18 protein-coding genes and 2 pseudogenes are annotated in these 19,857 nt (G+C 71.8%); 10 read left to right on the top strand and 10 right to left on the bottom strand.

Annotation, left to right across the window (positions count from 1 at the left end):
- Positions 1–42: 42 nt before the first annotated feature.
- Positions 43–738 carry a hypothetical protein gene (locus ACLQ2T_RS02660; RefSeq protein ID WP_425764379.1) on the top strand — a complete coding sequence of 232 codons (696 nt, stop codon included), beginning with the start codon at positions 43–45 and terminating at the stop codon, positions 736–738.
- Here ACLQ2T_RS02660 and ACLQ2T_RS02665 read toward each other — a convergent pair.
- Positions 735–1,634, bottom strand: a complete 900-nt coding sequence (locus ACLQ2T_RS02665; protein ID WP_425764380.1) for a LysR family transcriptional regulator — start codon at positions 1,632–1,634, stop codon at positions 735–737. The two genes, ACLQ2T_RS02660 and ACLQ2T_RS02665, sit on opposite strands and share 4 nt — an antisense overlap.
- Positions 1,635–1,715: 81 nt before the next feature.
- On the opposite strand from ACLQ2T_RS02665, the gene ACLQ2T_RS02670 reads away from it, so the two are divergent.
- Positions 1,716–2,672 carry a DMT family transporter gene (locus ACLQ2T_RS02670; RefSeq protein WP_425764381.1) on the top strand — a complete coding sequence of 319 codons (957 nt, stop codon included), beginning with the start codon at positions 1,716–1,718 and terminating at the stop codon, positions 2,670–2,672.
- 39 nt (positions 2,673–2,711) lie between these two features.
- Here ACLQ2T_RS02670 and ACLQ2T_RS02675 read toward each other — a convergent pair whose 3' ends face one another.
- Together ACLQ2T_RS02675 and ACLQ2T_RS02680 are read right to left on the bottom strand one after the other, a co-directional pair.
- The gene (locus tag ACLQ2T_RS02675; protein ID WP_425764382.1) at positions 2,712–3,533 is read right to left on the bottom strand and encodes a hypothetical protein; all 822 of its coding nucleotides are present in this window, start codon (positions 3,531–3,533) and stop codon (positions 2,712–2,714) included.
- A gap of 80 nt (positions 3,534–3,613) precedes the next feature.
- The gene (locus tag ACLQ2T_RS02680) at positions 3,614–5,815 is read right to left on the bottom strand and encodes an alpha-glucuronidase (protein WP_425764383.1); all 2,202 of its coding nucleotides are present in this window, start codon (positions 5,813–5,815) and stop codon (positions 3,614–3,616) included.
- 154 nt (positions 5,816–5,969) lie between these two features.
- Here ACLQ2T_RS02680 and ACLQ2T_RS02685 point away from each other — a divergent pair, with 154 nt between their 5' ends.
- The gene (locus ACLQ2T_RS02685) at positions 5,970–6,359 is read left to right on the top strand and encodes a DUF2267 domain-containing protein (protein ID WP_425764384.1); all 390 of its coding nucleotides are present in this window, start codon (positions 5,970–5,972) and stop codon (positions 6,357–6,359) included.
- A gap of 10 nt (positions 6,360–6,369) precedes the next feature.
- Here ACLQ2T_RS02685 and ACLQ2T_RS02690 read toward each other — a convergent pair whose 3' ends face one another.
- Both ACLQ2T_RS02690 and ACLQ2T_RS02695 read right to left on the bottom strand, forming a co-directional pair.
- Complete coding sequence (locus ACLQ2T_RS02690; RefSeq protein WP_425764385.1) at positions 6,370–6,780, bottom strand: roadblock/LC7 domain-containing protein; 411 nt, start codon at positions 6,778–6,780, stop codon at positions 6,370–6,372.
- Positions 6,781–6,937: 157 nt separating this feature from the next.
- Positions 6,938–8,179, bottom strand: coding sequence for a YncE family protein (locus tag ACLQ2T_RS02695; protein WP_425764386.1), 1,242 nt, complete (start codon positions 8,177–8,179; stop codon positions 6,938–6,940).
- 83 nt (positions 8,180–8,262) lie between these two features.
- On the opposite strand from ACLQ2T_RS02695, the gene ACLQ2T_RS02700 reads away from it, so the two are divergent.
- Positions 8,263–8,835: an RNA polymerase sigma factor gene (locus tag ACLQ2T_RS02700; protein ID WP_425764387.1), complete on the top strand. Its 573-nt coding sequence runs from the start codon at positions 8,263–8,265 to the stop codon at positions 8,833–8,835.
- Entirely contained in the window at positions 8,828–9,622 is a 795-nt protein-coding gene (locus ACLQ2T_RS02705) for a hypothetical protein (RefSeq protein ID WP_425764388.1), read from the top strand. Before ACLQ2T_RS02700 ends, ACLQ2T_RS02705 begins: the two co-directional genes overlap by 8 nt.
- Before the next feature lie 47 nt (positions 9,623–9,669).
- On the opposite strand, the pseudogene ACLQ2T_RS02710 reads toward ACLQ2T_RS02705, so the two are convergent.
- Positions 9,670–9,867: pseudogene (locus ACLQ2T_RS02710) on the bottom strand (molybdenum cofactor biosysynthesis protein); the annotation flags it as partial.
- 134 nt (positions 9,868–10,001) lie between these two features.
- Here ACLQ2T_RS02710 and ACLQ2T_RS02715 point away from each other — a divergent pair.
- From ACLQ2T_RS02715 to ACLQ2T_RS02735, 5 genes and pseudogenes are all read left to right on the top strand, one after another.
- On the top strand, positions 10,002–10,307 hold the full coding sequence (locus ACLQ2T_RS02715; protein WP_425764389.1) for a DUF6403 family protein: 306 nt from the start codon (positions 10,002–10,004) through the stop codon (positions 10,305–10,307).
- Complete coding sequence (locus ACLQ2T_RS02720) at positions 10,304–11,671, top strand: hypothetical protein (protein ID WP_425764390.1); 1,368 nt, start codon at positions 10,304–10,306, stop codon at positions 11,669–11,671. Before ACLQ2T_RS02715 ends, ACLQ2T_RS02720 begins: the two co-directional genes overlap by 4 nt.
- Positions 11,672–11,676: 5 nt before the next feature.
- Positions 11,677–12,627: a hypothetical protein gene (locus ACLQ2T_RS02725; RefSeq protein WP_425764417.1), complete on the top strand. Its 951-nt coding sequence runs from the start codon at positions 11,677–11,679 to the stop codon at positions 12,625–12,627.
- A gap of 76 nt (positions 12,628–12,703) precedes the next feature.
- A pseudogene (locus ACLQ2T_RS02730) lies at positions 12,704–13,741 on the top strand (S8 family peptidase); the annotation flags it as partial.
- A 392-nt stretch (positions 13,742–14,133) separates the two neighbouring features.
- Complete coding sequence (locus tag ACLQ2T_RS02735) at positions 14,134–15,201, top strand: DUF2332 family protein (RefSeq protein WP_425764391.1); 1,068 nt, start codon at positions 14,134–14,136, stop codon at positions 15,199–15,201.
- Positions 15,202–15,306: 105 nt separating this feature from the next.
- Here the strand turns inward: ACLQ2T_RS02735 and katG are convergent, their stop codons facing one another.
- The 4 genes from katG to ACLQ2T_RS02755 all read right to left on the bottom strand — a co-directional run bounded on the left by katG (position 15,307) and on the right by ACLQ2T_RS02755 (position 19,815).
- Positions 15,307–17,511 carry a catalase/peroxidase HPI gene (katG, locus tag ACLQ2T_RS02740; RefSeq protein ID WP_425764418.1) on the bottom strand — a complete coding sequence of 735 codons (2,205 nt, stop codon included), beginning with the start codon at positions 17,509–17,511 and terminating at the stop codon, positions 15,307–15,309.
- Between the two features lie 66 nt (positions 17,512–17,577).
- Positions 17,578–18,009 (bottom strand): Fur family transcriptional regulator, encoded by a 432-nt coding sequence (locus tag ACLQ2T_RS02745; RefSeq protein ID WP_425764392.1) that lies wholly within the window; start codon positions 18,007–18,009, stop codon positions 17,578–17,580.
- Between the two features lie 364 nt (positions 18,010–18,373).
- Entirely contained in the window at positions 18,374–18,901 is a 528-nt protein-coding gene (locus ACLQ2T_RS02750; RefSeq protein ID WP_425764393.1) for an AAA family ATPase, read from the bottom strand.
- Between the two features lie 65 nt (positions 18,902–18,966).
- The gene (locus ACLQ2T_RS02755; protein ID WP_425764419.1) at positions 18,967–19,815 is read right to left on the bottom strand and encodes a hypothetical protein; all 849 of its coding nucleotides are present in this window, start codon (positions 19,813–19,815) and stop codon (positions 18,967–18,969) included.
- Positions 19,816–19,857: the final 42 nt, after the last annotated feature.

Raw genomic sequence — 19,857 nt, forward strand, 5'->3', positions numbered from 1 at the left:
CGCCGTACCCCCCGGCGGCCGGATCCCTGCGGCGGGGACCTCGTGAGTACGGCGACCCGACGCGAGTTCGGTGCCGGGCCACTGTCGCGGGTGGCCGCGCTGGTCTACACCCTGCTGGTGGTCGAGGTGCTGCTGCTGGTCTGCGCGGCGCCCGGCCTGATCGCGTTGTTCGCGCTGGAGCGGCACGTGAGCAACCTGCCGCTGGTCGCCGTCTGCGCGGTGCCCCTGGGCCCGGCCCTGTCCGCCGCCCTGTACGCCCTGCACCACCAGCGTCTGGACCTCACCGAACTGCATCCGGCCCGACTGTTCTGGCGCGGCTACCGGGTGAACCTGGCGGGGGCCCTGCTGGTCTGGGTGCCGATGCTGATGTGGCTGACCCTGCTGGGAATCAACCTGGTCAACCTGACCGCGGTCGGGCTGCCCCGCTGGTGGGTGGTGCCCCTGGTGCTGGTCGCCGCCGGGGTGGCCGTGGTCGGCATCAACGCGCTGTTGATCACCTCCCTGTTCACCTTCCGGCTGCGCGACGTGCTCCGGCTGGCCGGCTACTTCGTGCTGCGTACCCCGGTGGTGGTGATCGGGGTCGGGTTGTTGCTGGTGGCGGCGACGGCGCTGACCCTGGTCGCCTCGGAGGCCGCCCTCGCCGCGCTGGCCTCGGTGCTGGCGCTGGCCCTGGTCCGGGGCGGCGAGCCGATGATCAGCATCATCCGCCAGGAGTTCACCGCCGGAGACCACGCCTAGCGGGTGGGAACGGCGGCCACGGCCTCCCGCAGGGCCGCGATGGCGATCCGCACCGCCGGGGTGTGCTCCACCGCGTCATGGATCACCAGGTGGATCGACCGGATCGGGGTGGGACGCAGCAGCCCGACCCGGGTCACCCCCGGCGGCAGCCGCACCGCGCCGAGGGCGGGCAGCACCGTCGGGCCGATGCCTGCCTCGACGAAGGCCAGGGCGGTCGGGTAGTCGTGCGCCTCCACCCCGAAGGTCGGGGCGAAGCCCGCCGCGGTGCAGGCCTCGATGAGGTTGGCCCGGCACCAGCCCCGGGCGAAGTCGTTGTCCACCCAGCGTTCCTCGGCCAGCTCGGCCAACTCCACCTGCTCCCGGTCGGCGAAACGGTGCCCGGCCGGCAGCACCGCCACGTACGGATCGTCGACCAGGTGATGGGCGGTGAAGCCCGAACCGGGGTCGAAGCCGGCGGGTGCCACCACCAACTGGAGGTCGGGCCGCTCCTCCCGGACGTGCGGGATGTCCTCGCGCAGGGTCAGGTCCAGCCGCACCCCGGGCAGCTCGGTGATGAACCGCCGCACCACGTGTGGCATCCAGGCCGCGCCGACGGAGGCGAAGTACGCGATGGACAGCACCCCGGTACGCCCGGCGCGCAGGTCCGCGATCAGTGACTCCGCCTCACCGACCCGGGCCAGCAGCCGATCCGCCTCGGCGGCCAGGGCGTGCCCGGCGGCGGTTGGCCGCATCCCCCGACCGGCTCGGGCGAACAGGGCCAGGCCGGTTTCGCGTTGCAGGGCGGTCAGGTGCTGGCTGACGGCGGAGGGGGTGTAGCCCAGGTTGGTCGCGGCGGCCTGGACGGATCCGGAGGCTACGACGGAACGGAAGATGCGGAGGCGGTGGACATCGAGCACCGTCCAACCATATAGCCAAACTTAAGAGTCGTGAAGAAACAGTCGCTGGTGCTTAACTGTCCAGCGGACCAGAATCGGCCTATGACCAGCCTGAAGACCGCCCCCCTCACCGAGGGTACGCACCTGACACCTGCCGCCCGCTCCTTCTCCTGGCCGGTCGTCGCCGCCGCGACCACGGTGCTGCTGTGGGCGTCGGCCTTCGTCGGCATCAGGTTCGCCGGGCACGACTACTCCCCCGGTGCCATGGCACTGGGCCGGATGCTGGCGGCCGCCGTCGCGCTGAGTGCCTTCGTGGCGCTGACCGCCCGGGCCCGAGGCCGCCGCGCTCACCCCGCCGCACCGGGTGGCCGTACCGGCTGGCCCCGAGGGGGGACCCTGGGGCTCATCGCGCTCTGGGGAACGGCCTGGTTCGGCGGGTACAACGTGGCCCTGAACGCCGCGGAGCGGCTGATCGACGCCGGGACGGCGGCCCTGCTCGTGGCGATCGCCCCCATCCTGGTGGCGGTGGCCGCGATCCTCGTCCTGGGCGAGCGGCTGACCGGCCGGCTCGGTGTCGGGGTGGCGGTCGCCTTCGTGGGCGTGGCCCTGATCGCCGCCACCGGCTTCACCGGGCACGTCGACCAGCTCGGCGTGGCACTGGCCGCGCTCTCCGCGGTGTTGTACGCCTTCGGGGTGCTGCTCCAGAAGCGGCTGCTGGCCCGGGTGGAGGCGGTGACGATGACCTGGCTGGGAGCCCTGGCCGGCACGATCGCCCTGCTGCCGTTCGCACCGGCCCTGCTCGACGAACTCGCCACCGCGCCGCAGGGGGCCACCCTGGGGATGCTGTACCTGGGGGTGTTCCCGACCGCGATCGGCTTCCTCACCTGGGGGTACGTGCTGTCCCACTGGACCGCCGGTCGCACCACCGCCGCTACCTACCTGGTCCCGCCGGTGACCGTCGGGTTGTCCTGGATGGTGCTGGGCGAGGTGCCGGCACCCCTGGCCCTGGCCGGCGGGGCCCTCTGCCTGGCCGGGGTGGTCACGGCCACCCGGCGCTGAGCCACCCGGGGGGCGGTGGGCCCGGACCCACCGCCGACCTCAGTTGTTCTGCTTCTCCTTGGCCAGGTCGAGGGTGTCCGCGTCCGGCGGGGTCTCGACCGTCAACGGCTTGCCGTAGTCGGTGTAGTCGACCGTCATGTCGCTCACCGGATCCAGCACCACCCGCTCCCGCCGCGGCCGGTGCTGCTCGTCCACCCAGAGGTCGATCTTGACCTCCTTGACCCCCATCTCGGTCAACTGCCCTTCGATGATCGGACGCAGTTCGGGGTCGACCTGTTCGAGGTAGTGCGCCAATCCGGTGGTGACGGTGTAGTGGACCGTACGGATGCCGTCCAGGGTCTCCTCACCGACCAACGTCACCCCCTCGCTGGCGAGCATGGTCTTCACCTGCCGGACGGGGTTGACGTCGGCCATCTGCTTGTTGAACTCCAGACCCTGTTGCCCGCCGGCGGGGTCCAGCTTCATCCAGCTCTTGCCGTTCATGTCGGCGCGCTGATCCGCCGGGATCTCGACGAAGACCATCTCGTCGATGATCCGGACCTTGAGGGTCTGGTCCTCCGAACTGGTCGCGGTCAGCTCGGCCCTGACCGGGCCACCCAGGCTCACCGCGCCCTGCATCAGGATCTTTTCGCCGACCGCGTTGTCCTGCATGGTCACGGTCACCGAGCCGCTCTGCTCGGCGGCCTCGACCGCCTTCTGCAAGGCGTCCCTGATGTCCGTGGGAGCTTCCGCCGTTTCCACCGCGCCGGAGGGTGTCGGCGCCTCGGGCTCCGGGTCGGACTTCCCGTCGCTGCAGGCGGTCAGCGCGGCGGCCGTGACGACAGCGACCGCCAACCCGGCGGGCCTTCTCCAGACGGACATGCAACTGCCTCTTTCCCGGATCGACATCACTAGGCGAGCCACGCTATGTCAGCCGGGCAAAGAGCGACATTCGACAGGACTCAGTGCAGGGTGCGACCGTGGGCGTCGGGGATGCCGGACTTACGGTGGAAGTAGGCGTTGACCTGGTCGCGCCACTCCCGCGCACAGCGCAACTGCTCCCTGAGCCGCTCGGTGACCCGGGCGTGCACCGCCGGGTCGACCAGCCGGGCCAGCCACTCCCAGCGCCGGCACATCGCCTCGACCTCGCGTACGCCGTCGAAGTGGGTGTCGTAGATGTGCTGGATGACCGTGCTGCCGCTGTGCAGCAGGTGGTCGTAGGGCACGTGGTGGAAGAAGAGCAGCAGCTCGTCGGGGCAGCTCTCGACCGACTCGTACACCTCGGACCAGGGCGAGGGGTACTGGCCGGTGAATCCGGTGCCGGTGGCCCGGGTCCGGTCCACCCCGACCCCGTCCCGGTCGGCGAAGTGGTACGTGCCCCAGGGGGTGTACTCGTACCCGTCGACGTCGGGGCCGTAGTGGTGACCGGGCCGGACCATGAAGCCCACCCCCAACGGGGCGGTGTACCGCTCGTAGCTGCGCCAGGAGTCGTCCATGATCTCGTGCAGGGTGCGCCGCAGCAGGTCCGGATCGGCACGCCGGTCCGGGGTGAAGGTCAGGTCGATCCACTCGTCGAGCACCGCCTGGGGGCGCAGCCCGGGATTCCAGCAGAGCCGGCCGAAGGCGTACAGGTTGGCCTGGGCCAGCGGATGCCCGGTCCAGAACCGGTCATCACCCACATTGGAGACCGCGACCAGACCACCGCCACCGGCCGCCACCTCGGCGACCGTACCCTGCTCGTCGCCCCAGGGCCGGAACCCCAGGACCTCGCTCCACCAGGGGGCCAGGTAGCAGACGTGGCGCTGCTGGCCGGTGTACTCCTGGGTGACCTGGAACTCCACCGCCAACCGGGTGTGCGGCATCGCGGCGATCACCGGGGAGACCGGCTCCCGGGTCTGGAAGTCGATCGGCCCGTGCTTCACCTGCACGATCACGTTGTCCCGGAACCGGCCGTCCAGCGGTGCGAAGTGGTCGTAGGCGGCGCGGGCCCGGTCGGTGGAGCGGTCCCGCCAGTCCTGCCGGTGGTTGTAGACGAAGGCCCGCCAGTGCACCACCCCGCCGTGCGGCGCCAGCGCCTCGGCCAGCAGGTTGGCCCCGTCGGCCTGGTCCCGGCCGTAGCTGAAGGGACCCGGCTGACCCTCCGAGTCGGCCTTGACCAGGTAGCCGCCGAAGTCCGGAATGCGGGCGTACACCCGCGAGGTGGTCCCGGCCCACCAGGCGCGCACCGCCGGGTCCAGGGGGTCGGCGGTGGGCAGGCCACCGACGACGACCGGGGCGGCGAAGCTCACCGCCAGGTGCACCCGGATGCCGTACGGACGCAGCAGGTCGGCAAGCTCGGCGACGTCGTCGAGCCGCTCGGTCAGCAGCCGCGCCTCGGTGGCGTGCACGTTGACGTTGTTCACCGCCACGGCGTTGATCCCGCAGGCCGCCAACAACCGGGCGTACGCGGTGACCCGGTCCCGGTCGCCCCGGGGCCCACCGTCCCGCCAGAAGATCGATCCGCCGGCATAGCCGCGTTCGACCTGCCCCATCACCGGGTGCACCTCGACGTTGTCCCAGTGATCGAGCATCCGTCGGGCCATGACCGGACGACACACCCGTACCCGGTGCCCCCGGCCGAAGGCGGACTCCCCCAGCCGGACCAGCTCGAAGAGCCCGTACAGCAGCCCGGCCGAGGCGCCGGCCACCACCACGGTCACCCCGTGGTGCCGGGTCACCACGAAATCCTCGGCGCCCAGTGTGCCGGTCGTGTCGAGTTCCGCCCGGGCGGCGGCGAGCGCCGCCCACACCCCGGCCGCCTCGTCCGCCTCGCCCGCGGCCGCCTCGGAATCGGCCGCCTCGGAATCGGCCACCTCGCCCACGGCCGCCTTGGAGTCGGCCGGTGGTGGGTTGTCGGGCCGGGGGCGGGGCAGGTCGGCGGCCAGGGTCAGCACCAGGTCCGCCGGGGGCAGGTCGACCTCGGGAGTGATCCGCCGGGCCGTGCCGCCGTACCGGTCGGTGGCCCGGCCGACCTCGGCATGGACGGTGTCGACCAGCAGGCCCTGCCCGCAGACCAGGGCGCGGCGGGCGCCGATGGCGGCCCAGGCCTCGGGCGGCAGCCATGCGGGATGAAGGTCGGTCGGCTCAGGGGTGTTCGTCCGCACCTGGCGGAGGGGCCGTCGCATTGCGCAGATCGTATCGATATCCCGCGATGCGTCAAGGTGCTTCCGGAAGATCCGCTCCTGCGGCGGCCGACCGGACCGCCGTTGGGCTGGCCGCCGTTTGCCGGACTGCTGCGCGGGTACCCGGCACATCCGCAGCGAGAAGGGGGTCGGCGAGGTGGACGACAACGAGTTCATCGACTCCGTGGCACGCCGCACCGGGGCGTCGGCCGAGCAGGCGACCGCCATCGCGCGGGCGACCCTGACCACCCTGGCCGAGCGGATCGACGGTGGGCAGGCCCGGGACCTGGCCGACCAACTTCCGGAAGGAATGCGGGCGTACACCTTCGCCCCCCACGAGGCCGCCGAGCGTTTCGGTCTCGACGTCTTCGTCGAGCGGGTGAGTGGGCGGGCCGACGTCGACCCGGAACTGGCCGAGATAGGCATCCAGGCGGTGCTCGACACCATCCGGACGGCCACCACCGCGGACGAGTACGACGACGTGATCGCACACCTGCCGGCCGAACTGTGGCAGGTGGCCGACCCGGTACCGCCGTACGACGGGTGACCGGTACCGGCTAGGCCTCGGCCCCGGCCGGTTCCAGGTAGACCGGCAGGTACTCCCCTGCCTGGGCGACGAACATGGCCACCTCGTACGCCATGTCGCCCACCTCGGCGTCCCCGTCGATACCGACGGTGAGGATCGCCCCGTTGCCGGTGGTGGCGTGGAACAGGAAGGCCCGGGACATCTGGATCACCACCTGGTGCAGTTCACCTTCGCCGCACACCCGGGCGGCGGCCGTACCCAACGCCTGAAGCCCACAGACCATGCTGGACAACTGCTCGGCCAGTTCGGCGTCGATGCCCCGCGAGGCCCCCAGCCTGATGCCGTCCGGCGAGAGCACCACCGCGAACTGGGCCCCCGGCACCCGGTCGACCAGGCTGTCCAGGGCGCGGCCCAGGTTGTCGGCGATCCGGGCAGAGGGCATAGGGCTGTCCTTCCTTTCGGCAGCGACTACCGACGGTGCGCTCGTCGTTCGATGCCCCTAACGTACGATGCCCGACTCGCTGCGGATCAGCCGGGGCGGACGGATTCGTCCCGATGGTCCGTCTTCCCTGCCCACCGGCTCGGCGGGCGCTGCTGCGCTACGCCAGGCCACGCAGACCGGTCAGGCCGGGCACGGCGAGCCGGCCGAGTTCCCTGCCGCTGGCCGAGTCGTGCCAGCTCAGCGCGGTGGGTCCGGCCACGTGGAGCCGACTGCCGTCGCGGCTGAGCAGCAGCCCGTTGATCCGCTCCCCCGTCGTCAACTCGACGCCGCCACCGAGGTCGGCGAGGTCGCAGACGACGACGGAGGTGCCGGCGGCGACGAACAGCCGGTCACCGTCGGTTGCCGCGTACGCCGACCCGACACCGCCGGTGACCGCGGCCGTCCGGCGTACGGTCAACTCCTCAGTGGTGATGTCCGCGACGATGCCCGAGCCGACATCGACCACCAGCAGTCGGGTGCCGTCCGGGGTGATCGCCATGGCGTGGCCCTCGACCGGCCCGTGCCCGAACGGATGCGGCAGATCCACGCAGTACGCCCACCGCTGCTCCAGGTGCAGGGTGTGCACGAAGGCGTGCACGTCGCTGCCCGGCCGCCCACTGATCCGGTCCCGGGTGTGCTGGTGGTCGGGCTGGTGGGTGTAGAGCGTGTAGAGCACCCGGCGGTCCGCAGCGAGCACCGCCTGCCGCCCGTCGCCGCGCATCTCCTCCTCCGCGCCGGCCGGGATCGCCTCCTTGAGCCGGGTCGACAGCGGGCCGGACACCCCGCTGTCGAGGTCCACGACCCGGACCCGGTACCGGTCGGGTGCGTGCGGTGGCAACCACTCCAGCACGAACAGGCCGGTGTGGTCGGTGGTGAACGCCTCCGGCACGACGTTGCCCGGCAGCCGTAACCGCCGCCGTACGCCACCGGCGTCGGCGATCAGCACCGGCGTCTCCGTACGCCCGGCGGGGCGTCCCGTGGTGACGCTCACCTCCTCGGTGGTCAACGCCACCTGCGTACCGTCGGTGGAGACGGTCTGCGGCACCCACCGGCCCGGCAGCCGGACCCGTTCGGAGGCCGCGCCGGTGGCGACGTCGATGCGCCAGAGCGCGGTGTCGTCGCCGTCCGGGGCGGTGGCGTGAATGAACCGTGCGTCGGCGGTGGCGATCGCGTGCGGGAGCACCTGCGGCGCAGCGCCGCGCAACACGGCGAGCCCGCCGTCGAGTTCCACAAGCAGCGGGTCCGGCAGCGTTCCCGCCGTCCGGCCGCCGTCCGGTTCGCAGCCGGTCAGCGTGGCGGCGCCCACGGCACCAAGGGCGGCCAGCAGGGTACGACGCGACATCATCGGCGTGGCAGTCATGACCGGATGACACCGCCGGAGCCGGACGGGTTCCGTCGACGAGAGGCGGAACCCGTCCGAGCCGGCCGGTGTCAGTAGGGGTGATGCCAACGGAGGTAGCACTGGACGACAGGGAGTTCGTCATCCGAGCGCAGGCCGGCGACCTGGAGGCGTACGAACTCCTGGTGGCCCGGCACACCGCGTCCGCGTACCGGACCGCGGTGCTGCTCGGCGCGGGCACGGAGGCCGAAGACGTCATCCAGGAGGCGTTCGTGAAGGGCTACCGGAAGTTGTCCCACTATCGCGGTGACTCGTCGTTCCGGTCCTGGCTGCTGTCCATCGTCGCGAACGAGACCCGCAACCTGCACCGCGCCCGCGAGCGCCGCACCGGCCTGGTGCTGCGGGCTGCCCGGGTGGCACCGGGCTCGGAGGCCGGCGAGGACGGCGCGGTCGGTGCCGTCCTCGCCGAGGAACGACGCACCGCCCTGGTCCGGGCGCTGCGGCAGCTACCCGAGCGGGATCGTGAGGTGATCGTCTGCCGGTACTTCCTCGACCTCAGCGAGGACGAGACGGTCGCCATGCTCGGCTGGGCCCGGGGCACCGTGAAGTCACGCACCTCCCGCGCCCTGGCGAAGCTGCGTGGCCTGCTCGACGTCGAGGAACTCAGCCGTGGCTGACCTGGAACGGGAACTGCGGGAACTGTCCGCCTGGCTGGAGACCCCCGATCCGCCGGACGTGACCGCGCAGGTCCGCGCCCGCCTGACCGCCGAGCGCACCGCGACCTCCGCGCCGCGTCTCCGGATCCGCGCGCCGCGTCTGCGGGCCGCCGTGCCGCGCCTGCTGGCCGTGAGGAGGCGGCGGCGTTGGCGGTACGCGGTGGTGGCGGCGCTGGTCGCGGTGCTGGTCGCGATGCTGCCCCCCGGGCGGGCGGCGCTCGCCGACGCGGTCACCGGGCTGCTGCGCTTCGCCGGGATCACCATCAGCACCTCGCCGGACCCGGTACTGCCGACCGCTTCCCCGTCCCCGCTGCCCGCGCAGCACCCGGCCGAGTTGATGCAGGCCCAGCAGGCGGTGGCTTTCCCGATCCGGCTGCCCGCGGCCCTGGGACCACCCGAGCGGGTGCTGGTCGCCGACCCCGACGGCAGCGGTGGGCACCGGGTGGTGACCCTGCTCTGGCGGGGCGGTGCGGTGCGGCTGGACGCCTTCGACGGGCACCTCGATCCGGTCTTCTTCAAGCAGGCCGGTGCAGCGGCAGCGGAGTGGACGGTCGTCGACGGGCGGCAGGCGGTATGGATCGGCGCTCCGCACCCGGTGTCGTACGTGGACCGCTCCGGCGTGGTGCGCGAAGAAAGCGCCCGACTGGCGGCGGAGACGTTGATCTGGGAGCGGGACGGCGTCACCTACCGCCTCGAAGGCGCGTTCACCCTCACCGAGGCGGTCGAGGTCGCACAGTCCCTGACGTGACGAACGACCTGGCGTTCACGCAGGTGGTCGTCGGTGCGTCCGGCCTATCCGGGAGGGCATATCACGGTCACGCTCGCCTCGCGGTGCGCCGGCTTGCCGAAGTACCGGTCCCCCACGATGCCCAGTTCCGCCCGTAGGGCGATCTGCTCGACCGACTCCCCTGCCGGGGCGGGTGCCGGGCCATCGGCGGGACGGCCCACGAACCGGTGTACCGGCGAGGCCAGCAACTCGATGATGTCCGACATGGAGCAACATTACGACGCCTGAGTGGCAGACCGCCCGACGTTCCGCCCCGTCGGGCAGGGGGCTGGCGTGGCCGGGCCGGCGCGGTTGGGCTAGACAGATAGCCGTACCGGAACCCCTCGGACGGTGGGAGCGCATGTCACCATCCCTGCTGATCTGGTCGGTCGGTGGCGTGTTGCTGCTGACCGCCGGGATCGTCACCACCCTGCTGCCCCGCCTGCGTACCCGCACCCGAGCCACCCGGGTGGCCTGGTCGAGGGCGCGGGCGGCCATCGACAGCGCCACGGTCAGCCGGGACGCGGCCGTCGTACGGCTGCCGGAGGCCGACCGGCTGCTGGCCCGCGCCGAACTGCTCGCCGCCGAACGCGGCGGTACGGCGGCGGCCGAGGCGACCACGGAGCACGCCCGGCAGGCCGACCGGCTGTGGCGGGGCCAGTCGTGACCGGCCGGATCCTGCGGAACCTGCATGTGCTGCGGTGGCTGCTGCTCGCCTCGGCAGTGATCATCCTGGTGGTGTTCGTGCTGGCCCAGCGGCAGAGTGTCGAGGTCAGCTACGGCCAGTCGCCGTCCTCACCGGTGCGCGTCGAGGAGGGCTCGGCCGGGGAGTTGGGTGAGGTCACCGTGCCCTCGACCCAGGAGATGACCACCCTGGTGGCCGCCGAGGCGGTGGTGCGGCTGCCCGGTGCCGTGGCCCGCTGGAACGAGCAGCGGGTACGCGAGGCGATCGGGGACGCCGACATCCGGATCCTGGTCGCACCGCCCGGCCTCGACGAGGCCGCCCGCGAGCGGGTACGCGAGGTCGACAACGCCGCAGTACGGGTGATCGGCACCCAGGTCAGCGGCGGCGGCCTGGTGGCCACCCCGAGCACCCTGGCCGGGTGGCGGGCCCGGTTCGCCACCATGGATGTGACCGACTCGCTGATCGCCCTCATCGCCAGGTTGCGGGAGGTGCCGGCCCCGTCGGAGGTCGACGACCTGCGGTGGCGGGACCCCTCCGAACGGGAGGTGGCCACCGTCCTGGCCGACCTGCGCGCCCGAGGGCTGCACGTCGGCCGGGGCGCCACCCTCGAGGGGGTACCCGAGCAGGCCGTGCGGGCCGCCTTCCCGGACGGGGCCTGGTTCGTCGCCCTGCCCGCGCAGCCGTACGGACAGTCGTTGCCGGCGTACGGTCCGGCGTTGACCCGGCTCGTGCCGGACCAGCCGATCGTGGTGATGTACGGCGGATGGATCGAGTACCACGGTCCGGCGGCGGCCGAGTTCGCGGACCTGGCCGCGGGCAGCTTCTACGCCCAGTCCGGTGATCGACTCAGCCGGTACGACTATCCGCAGCTCAACGTGCTCGGCGCCTACCTGGGCAAGGTCACCGACGTCCGGTACGCCGGTCTGTTCGACCGGCCGTTGCCGTACCGGCCGGTGGACCCGTTGCGGGTGGCCTTGCCCGCCCTGCCCTGGATCTTCACGTTCTGTGTGGCCGGGTTCCTGGTGTTGTCGGCCCGTTCGCTGCGACGGTCGGGGGTGCTGGGCAGTCCGCCTCGGGCCCGCCACGGTGCCGACGCGGCCCGGCTGGCCGGGCTCACCTCGCTGGCCGTCGAGGTGTCGCTGCTGACCGACGCCCGCAGCGATCCGGCGCTGACCCGGGGCATCGGCAAGCTTCAGGCCGCCCGTCAGGCGCTGGATGAGGGTCTGCCCGCCCGCCATGTGTGGGAGTTGCTCGACGAGGCGACGACCGAACTGGACGAGGCCGCCCGGGTGGTGGGCATCGCCAGCTACCGACCGGCCAACTACCTCCAGGGACGGTTGTCGTGACCCCCATGCTCCGCCGAGGCGTCCGCACCCTGTTCGGCAGCACCTTCGGGGTTGCCCTGCTGGCCGCTCTGGTGCTGGCCGGGTGGGCGTTGTGGTCCGGTGGGATCTTCGATGGTCGGATCGCCCGGGAGGTCCGTGCCTCCTCGGTGTATGTCGCGCCGGGGGTCGACCTGGACGAGCCCGCCGCGGAGCGGATCATCGGTAACCGCCGGCTGGTCGTGCTGCTGATGGCCCCCGGCGACGATCTGCGGGAGGCGTGCGCCAAGACCGAGAGGGCCGCCTCGGGCACCCTGGTGCTGGCGATCAGCCGGGCCGAGCAGGACTGGGACACCTACGGATGTTCCCGCTTCCCGCAGCGGAACAGCCGGGACTTCGGTCGCGCGGTGGTGATGGAGACGACGATCAGCCGGGGCGTCAACCTCTTCGTCGACCAGCCACTGGAGGCCTTGAAGGTGGTCACCCTCAACTACGACCTGCTGGTACGGGCCGGCACCGTGCCCGACGGGGCCCGCGTCATCAGCCCCTCGTTGCCCCGCTACCTGCTGGCCGGCGCGTCGGTCGGGGGTGTCCTGGCCGGGGCGGCGACCCTCTGGCTGCTGGGACGCCGGGCCGGTCGGCTGGCCGAGGCCCGGCAGGCGCGCCGCGCCGGGTACGCCGACGGGCGGGCCGCCCTCAGCTCGGCCATGGCCGGGCTGGCCCAGCAGATCGTCGACCTGGAGCAGCGACTCGGTGGCCGCCGGATCCAGACCCAACCGGAGTATCTGCGGCTGGCCAGTGACTACACCCGGCTGCTGGACGAGGTCACGGCGGTGCGGGGGGCCGACGAGGACGCCGTACGCCGACTGCGCGAGCAGGTCGAGGCGCTCAGTCGACAGGCCGCCGGGCTCACCGACGCGCGGGAGGCCCGCGGCAGGAAGCCCGTGACACCGGACGGCAAACCCGACATCGATTCGTAACATCCACAGCCTTATATGTTGCAGAGCGTCTACATAACCTCCTCTCAGCGTCAGTGACCATCCAGAACCGATGGTCATTCCCGGGGCGTACGTCGTCACCATGAAGCCGGGCACGGACGCGACCGCACCGACCCGGGCGCTGCGGGCCACCCCCACCGCCCACTTCAGTCGGGCGGTCAACGGCTTCGCGGCCCGGCTCACCGCCGCGCAGGTCGCCGAGCTGTCGCACAACGCCGACGTGCTCAGCATCGAACGCGACATCATCCAGTACGACGTGCTCGACGCCACCCAGAGCAACCCGCCCTCCTGGGGCCTGGACCGCATCGACCAGACCAACCTGCCGCTGTCGCGCAGCTACACCTACACCTCGACCGGCAGTGGGGTGCACGCGTACGTCATCGACAGCGGCATCCAGGCCAACCACCCCGACTTCGGCGGGCGGGCCACCTTCGCGTACAACGCGATCGACAACAACAACACCGACTGCAACGGCCACGGCACGCACGTGGCCGGCACCATCGGGGGCGCCAGCCACGGGGTGGCCAAGAACGTCCGACTGTACGGCGTGAAATGGCTGAACTGCGGCGGTGGCGGCACCCTGTCCGCCGCCGTCGGGGCGGTGGACTGGGTTACCCGCAACGCCAACAAGCCGGCCGTGGCCAACGCCTCCTGGAACTACACCTACAGCTCCACCCTGGCCACCGCGCTGACCAACATGATGAACAGCGGGGTCTTCCTCGCCGCCTCGGCCGGCAACACCGGCGGCAACTCGTGCGACCGGCTGCCGCGCAACCTCACCGCCGCCCTGGTGGTCGCCGCCACCACCAACACCGACGCCCGGGCCAGCTACTCCTCCACCGGCTCGTGTGTCGACCTCTACGCCCCCGGCTCGGCGATCGTCTCGACGTACCCCACCTCCACCACCTCCAGCATGAACGGCACCTCGATGGCCACCCCGCACGCGGCCGGGGTCGCCGCCCTCTACAAGGCGACGTACGGCGACGCCAGCCAGGCCACCGTGCACAACTGGATCGTGAACAACGCCACCACCGGCGTGGTCGGCGGCAGTCTCTCCGGCACCCCCAACCGGCTGCTCAACAAGCGCAACCTCTAGACACCCGGCAGCGGCGCCCCGAGTCGGTCCACCTGGCCGCTTCAGCCAGCCCTGTCGCGACCCTGTCGAGCTGACCCGTCTGCGCTCTCACCCGAGACATCACGGGGTGGCCGGTCACCACGATCCGCCCACGGCATCAGCTCGACAGGGCCGCTGCCGCCAAGGGGTGATCTGCCAGCGCCATAGCCGAGCGGGTCGTGACCGATGTGGACCAGGGAATCCCGGCAACTCCAGTCGAGGGTCTCCCGCCGGTGCCGACCAGTCCCGCCCCACGAGTGGGCCGAGCACCCCACGATGGTCGCACCGGCGCAGGTAGATCTTGGCACGAAAGCGCCCTCGGAGGGGCAGTTTTGTACCAAGGTCCATCCAAGAGGTCCGATAGAGTCCGGGGAATGGGGCGTGTGGGGACGGCGGAGGTGTTTCGGGCGGCGCGGGGGTTCGACAGTTCGCCGCTGTACCGGCATCTGCTCGGTGTGGTGGCGGACGCTCCGGCGTTGGTCGAGTTGGCGGCGGGTGCCCGGCCAGGGCAGCAGCCGACCTTTGCCCTGTTCGGGGCCGTGCACCAGTTGCTGTTGGACGGCGTGACCGATCCGCTCGCCGCGTACTATCCGTCGGTCGTCGGTGCGCGGGCCCGGGCGGTCGACGCGGACACCGGGCGGGTCTTCACCCGGTTCTGCCTGGCGCACGCCGACCGGATCGCGGCGGTCTTGGCCACCCGACTGGTGCAGACCAACCAGGTGCAACGGTCCCTGGTGACCCGGCTCGGGTTGGCGCTGCTGCGCGCGGTCACGCGGGCGCCGGTCTGCGTCGTCGAGGTGGGGTGCAGTGCGGGGCTGAACCTGCGCGCCGACCGGTACGCCCTCAGCGTGGGCGACAGCACCGTCGGCGACCCTACCTCGGGTGTTCACGTCCGGGTGGAGGTTCCGGAGGCCCGGCTGCTGCCCGATCTCGCCCGGCTGCCGGTCGTCGCCGATGTCGTGGGGATCGACCTCGATCCGCCCGATCTCACCGACGCCGAGGACCGGGCCTGGCTACGCGCGCTGGTGTGGCCGGAGAACGCGCCTCAGGCGGCGCTGCTGGCCGCGGCGATGCGGGTGGTGGCCGACGATCCGCCGCGGGTGCTGCGCGGTGACGTCGCCGAGATCGGTGCCGAGGTCGCGGCCGGCCTTCCGGCCGGGCTGCCGCGTCTGGTGGTGCATACCGCGACCCGGATCCATGTGCCCGTCGACCGGCGTCCGGCCTTCGACGCGGGGGTGGCTGCCTTCGCTGCGGGCGGGCCGATGCTGCATCTCGCGCTGGAGGACGATCAGCGCATCGCGCCCTCCGGTCGGGCCGGTTACGGGCTGGTCGCCACCGACGCCGCCGGCAGCCGGACCATCGCCGTCACCGACGGCCACCTGGCCTGGTTGGAGCCGCTACCCGAGCTGGGCACGCCGATCATTCTCGGAGCACAGAAGTAGATCTCGATACGAGAGCGCGCCTGGAGGGGCGCTGCCGTACCGAGGCCGGAAAGGGTGACGCCCAGGGCGGCCCGGGGGCGGGCCGACCTGGGCGTCGAGGGTGGATCAGGCGAGGTCGAAGCGGTCCAGCTCCATCACCTTGGCCCAGGCGGCGACGAAGTCGTGCACGAACTTCTCCCGGGCGTCGTCGCTGGCGTACACCTCGGCCAGCGCACGCAGCTCGGAGTTCGAGCCGAAGACCAGGTCGGCGCGGGTGCCGGTCCAGCGGACCTCACCGGTGGCGAGGTCACGGCCCTCGAAGGTGTTCGCGTCCTCGGAGGTCGACTTCCACGCCGTACCCAGGTCGAGCAGGTTGACGAAGAAGTCGTTGGTCAGCACCCCCGGGGTGGCGGTGAAGACACCCAGCCGCGACTGCTGGTAGTTCGCGCCGAGGACCCGCAGGCCACCGACCAGCACGGTCATCTCGGGCGCGCTGAGGGTCAGCAGGTTGGCCTTGTCGATCAGCAGGAACTCGGCCGGCAGGCGGTTGCCCTTGCCGAGGTAGTTGCGGAAGCCGTCGGCGGTGGGCTCCATCGCCGCGAAGGACTCCACATCGGTCTGCTCCTGCGAGGCGTCCGTACGCCCGGCGGTGAACGGCACCTCGACCTCGACCCCGGCTTCGCGGGCGGCCTTCTCGACGGCGGCGGAGCCGGCGAGCACGATCAGGTCGGCCAGCGAGATCTGCTTGCCACCGTTCTGGGCGGAGTTGAACGAGGCTTGGATGCCCTCCAGGGTGCGCAGCACCTGGGCCAGCTCGTCGGGGTTGTTGACCTCCCAGCCGTTCTGCGGCTCGAGGCGGATCCGGGCACCGTTGGCGCCACCCCGCTTGTCGCTGCCCCGGAAGGTCGAGGCCGAGGCCCAGGCAGTGGAGACCAACTGGGCCACGGAGAGCCCGGAGTCGAGGATCTGGCGCTTGAGAGCGGCGATGTCCTCGGCGTCCACCAGTTCGTGGGTCACCGGCGGGAGCGGGTCCTGCCAGATCAGGGTCTCGCTGGGAACCTCCGGGCCCAGGTAGCGCTGGATCGGACCCATGTCCCGGTGGGTCAGCTTGAACCAGGCCCGGGCGAAGGCGTCCGCGAACTCCTGCGGGTTGGCCAGGAAGCGCCGCGAGATCTGCTCGTAGACCGGGTCGACCCGCAGCGACAGGTCGGTGGTGAGCATGGTCGGGGCGTGGCTACGCGTCGGGTCGTGGGCGTCCGGGACGGTGCCGGCGCCGGCGCCGTCCTTCGGCTTCCACTGGATCGCTCCGGCGGGGCTGCGGGTCTGCTCCCACTCGTAGCCGAAGAGGATCTCGAAGAAGCTGTTGTCCCAGGCGATCGGGGTGTTCGTCCAGGCACCTTCGAGGCCGCTGGTGATGGTGTCACCGGCGTTGCCGGTACCGAAGGTGTTCCGCCAGCCCAGGCCCTGCTCCTCCAGGGAGGCACCCTCGGGCTCGGGGCCGACGTACTTGTTCGGGTCGGCCGCGCCGTGGGTCTTGCCGAAGGTGTGCCCACCGGCGATCAGCGCGACGGTCTCCTCGTCGTTCATCGCCATCCGGCGGAAGGTCTCCCGGATGTCCCGGGCCGCGGCGAGCGGGTCCCCGCTACCGTGCGGGCCCTCCGGGTTGACGTAGATGAGGCCCATCTGCACTGCGGCCAGGGGGTTCTCCAGCTCCCGGTCACCGGTGTAGCGCTCGTCGCCGAGCCAGGTGGCCTCCGGGCCCCAGTAGACGTCCTCGTCGGGCTCCCACACGTCGGCCCGGCCACCGGCGAAGCCGAAGGTCTCGAAGCCCATCGACTCCAGGGCCACATTGCCGGCGAGGATCATCAGGTCGGCCCAGGAGAGGTTCTTGCCGTACTTCTTCTTGACCGGCCAGAGCAGGCGGCGGGCCTTGTCCAGGTTGGCGTTGTCCGGCCAGCTGTTCAGCGGGGCGAAGCGCTGCTGACCGGCGCCGGCGCCACCACGGCCGTCACTGATGCGGTAGGTGCCCGCGCTGTGCCACGCCATCCGGATGATGAACGGGCCGTAGTGGCCGTAGTCGGCCGGCCACCAGTCCTGCGAGGTGGTCAGCACCTCGGCGATGTCCCGCTTCACGGCGGGCAGGTCCAGGCTCTTGAACGCCTCGGCGTAGTCGAAGTCCGCACCGAGGGGGTTGGCCACCGCGGGGTTCTTCGCGAGGATCTTCAGGTTGAGCCGGTTCGGCCACCATTCGCGGTTCCCCCCGCCCTGGGTGGGGTGCGGGGCGCGCGCGGACGTGACCGGGCAGCGACCCTCGCTCTCCTCAGATTGCATGTCTCCTACGACTGCGTCGTGCTTCTCAGCCACGGGGATCCTTCCAGGATTGCGGGAACGGGTGGTTCAGGAAATCTGGGCGGTCGAACAGTCCGGGCACCGGCCCCAGTAGATGACCTCGGCCTCGTCGATCACGAAGTGGTTGTCGTCGGAGGCGGTGAGGCAGGGCGCCGCACCGACGGCGCAGTCCACGTCGACGATCAGGCCACACGACCGGCACACCGCGTGGTGGTGGTTGTCACCGACCCGCGACTCGTACCGGGCCACCGAACCGGGCGGCTCGATGCGTCGTACCAGGGCCGCCCCGGTCAGCGCCCGGAGCACGTCGTAGACGGCCTGGTGGGACACGCCGGGCAGGTCCTGACGGACGGCTGTGATGATCGACTCGGTGTCGGCGTGCGGCTGCGCGTACACCGCCTTGAGCACCGCCACCCGGGGACGGGTCACGCGCAGCGCCGCGTCACGCAGCAGCTGTTCGAGATCCCCGGGCGTCGGCACGCTGTGCAGTCTTGCCGCTTTTCTGGAATGAGTCAAGAAGAAGTCTCGGGGCATTCGGCGATAAAACGTCGTTCCCGGGCAGAACCGAGCGTCGATTCGGTCACTCCGAACCCCGCCCACCCGATCCAGCCGGTGTCCCGGTGAAATCCCGGTCGGTCGGGACCGGATGACACATGTGGTCCGGGTCGGGCCCTCGGCAGGGTCGGTGCCGAAGAGGTTCACCGACCGAGGAGGCGACCACCCATGTTTCCCGCCACGACACCGACCGGCCCGACCCAGATGCCGCCGCAGGCCGTACGCCCGAGACGGGCCTGGGCCCCCTCCGGGGTGGTCGGCGGCCTGGTCGGCGGGGAGCGCCGGTGGGCTACCTGGGTAGGCCGGCCAGCCAGTGCTCCAGGGCCTGCGGGGTGTCGAACAGCAGCACCGGCGGCCCGGCGGGGTCCTGCTGCCAGGCCCGCATCCGGCGTCGCTCCCGGTTGTACCCGGTGAGGTGCCAGCGCAGTACGGAGTCCCAGCCCAGCACGCTGCCCAGCGACTCCCGGTTGCCGTTGCAGATCACCTCCCCGGTGGAGAGTCGGCGCAGGGTGCGCCGCAGCAACCACCGGAAGGACAGCCCGCGCGGATAGTCCAGACCGATCACCAGGTCCGCGCGGGACAGGGGGACGTCCCGCCAGCCGTGGTAGGCCCCGTCGAGAATCCACCGCTCGCGCCGGCAGATCGCCTCGATCCGGCTGCGCTGCACGGCGACCGGCACCTCCACCCAGCCCGGCTCCCAGAGCAGGTCGTCGACCGGGTACCAGGGCAACCCCAGACGTTCGGCGAGCCGGTGGGCCAGGGTGGACTTGCCGGAGCCGTGGACCCCGTAGACCAGGATGCGGGCGGGCGGGTTCATCGCGGTGCAGCCTAGTGCAGGCTGCCACGGGCGGCCGGGTCAGCGCCCGACCGCCCGATCGGTCGTCAGCGCTTGCTAGCCAGGTCGCCGCAGTCGGTCTCGTCCGGCAGCAGCGGCCGCAGGTGGACGGTCCACTGCCTGCCCTCGGAGACCCAGGGGGTGGCCGCGTTGGCGCTGGCGGCGGCGGCCAACACCTGCTTGGCCTGGTCGCCGGTGGCGGTGACGCAGCTCAGGCCCAGGTCCTTGGAGAGTTCGGCGCCGGGCAGCGCCGGGCCCGGCCAGGTCGCCTCGGGCTGGTCGCCGACCTCGGAGTTGGTCACGTAGTCCTCGGCCACGGCGGCGACGGCGGTCGGGACGTACGCCTGGGTGTCCGTGGTGGCCTTGCCCAGCGGGCCGGTTTCCGCGGTCAGGGATTCGGCGAAGGCCCGCAGCTTGTCCCGGGCGGCCTGCTGCTCGGCGGTCACCCCCTGGCCTGGGTCGGCGCCGGGCTCCGCGCCCATCTCCAACGCCTGCACCTCCAACTGCTCGGTGCTGGTCCCGTCGAAGAGGGTGAACCGGGTCGCGGGGACGTCGGCGACCGGCGGGCTGCCCAGGTCGCCGACCCGACCCACGCCGGCCTCCCGGGCCGCCTTGATCAGGTTTTCCAGCTCATCGGTGCTGACCTTGCCGACCTGGAGGTTGGGCAGGGCCGGTCCGGGATAGACCAGGTTGACCGGCCCCTGGGTGATCACCCGACCGTCGCCGTAGACGCTGATCGCGGGCAGTCGGGTGGCCAGCATGGCCGGGGTGGTGAACCCGCCGACATGGTCCATCCGGAACACCACGGCGTCGGCGGAGTAGGACTTCTCGGGAGCGCCGGACTCCCCGGCACCGTCGGGGGCGGGGGGCCCCCCCGCCCCCCCCCCCCCCCACACCCGCGGTGCACCGGCCCCGCCCCCCGGGGCGGGGGGGGTGGT

The sequence above is a fragment of the Micromonospora sp. DT229 genome (genome assembly GCF_049844505.1).
In the GTDB taxonomy this organism is placed as follows: Bacteria; Actinomycetota; Actinomycetes; order Mycobacteriales; family Micromonosporaceae; genus Micromonospora.

Bases quoted from the DNA above. Each gene is read 5' to 3' on its own strand.
- ACLQ2T_RS02690 (WP_425764385.1), bottom strand. From the start codon at position 6,780: ATGCCCTCTGCCCGGATCGCCGACAACCTGGGCCGCGCCCTGGACAGC.
- ACLQ2T_RS02750 (WP_425764393.1), bottom strand. From the start codon at position 18,901: ATGAACCCGCCCGCCCGCATCCTGGTCTACGGGGTCCACGGCTCCGGC.
- ACLQ2T_RS02725 (WP_425764417.1), top strand. From the start codon at position 11,677: ATGCTCCGCCGAGGCGTCCGCACCCTGTTCGGCAGCACCTTCGGGGTT.
- ACLQ2T_RS02700 (WP_425764387.1), top strand. From the start codon at position 8,263: ATGCCAACGGAGGTAGCACTGGACGACAGGGAGTTCGTCATCCGAGCG.
- ACLQ2T_RS02675 (WP_425764382.1), bottom strand. From the start codon at position 3,533: ATGTCCGTCTGGAGAAGGCCCGCCGGGTTGGCGGTCGCTGTCGTCACG.
- ACLQ2T_RS02735 (WP_425764391.1), top strand. From the start codon at position 14,134: ATGGGGCGTGTGGGGACGGCGGAGGTGTTTCGGGCGGCGCGGGGGTTC.
- ACLQ2T_RS02670 (WP_425764381.1), top strand. From the start codon at position 1,716: ATGACCAGCCTGAAGACCGCCCCCCTCACCGAGGGTACGCACCTGACA.
- ACLQ2T_RS02715 (WP_425764389.1), top strand. From the start codon at position 10,002: ATGTCACCATCCCTGCTGATCTGGTCGGTCGGTGGCGTGTTGCTGCTG.
- ACLQ2T_RS02695 (WP_425764386.1), bottom strand. From the start codon at position 8,179: ATGACTGCCACGCCGATGATGTCGCGTCGTACCCTGCTGGCCGCCCTT.
- ACLQ2T_RS02680 (WP_425764383.1), bottom strand. From the start codon at position 5,815: ATGCGACGGCCCCTCCGCCAGGTGCGGACGAACACCCCTGAGCCGACC.
- katG (WP_425764418.1), bottom strand. From the start codon at position 17,511: ATGCAATCTGAGGAGAGCGAGGGTCGCTGCCCGGTCACGTCCGCGCGC.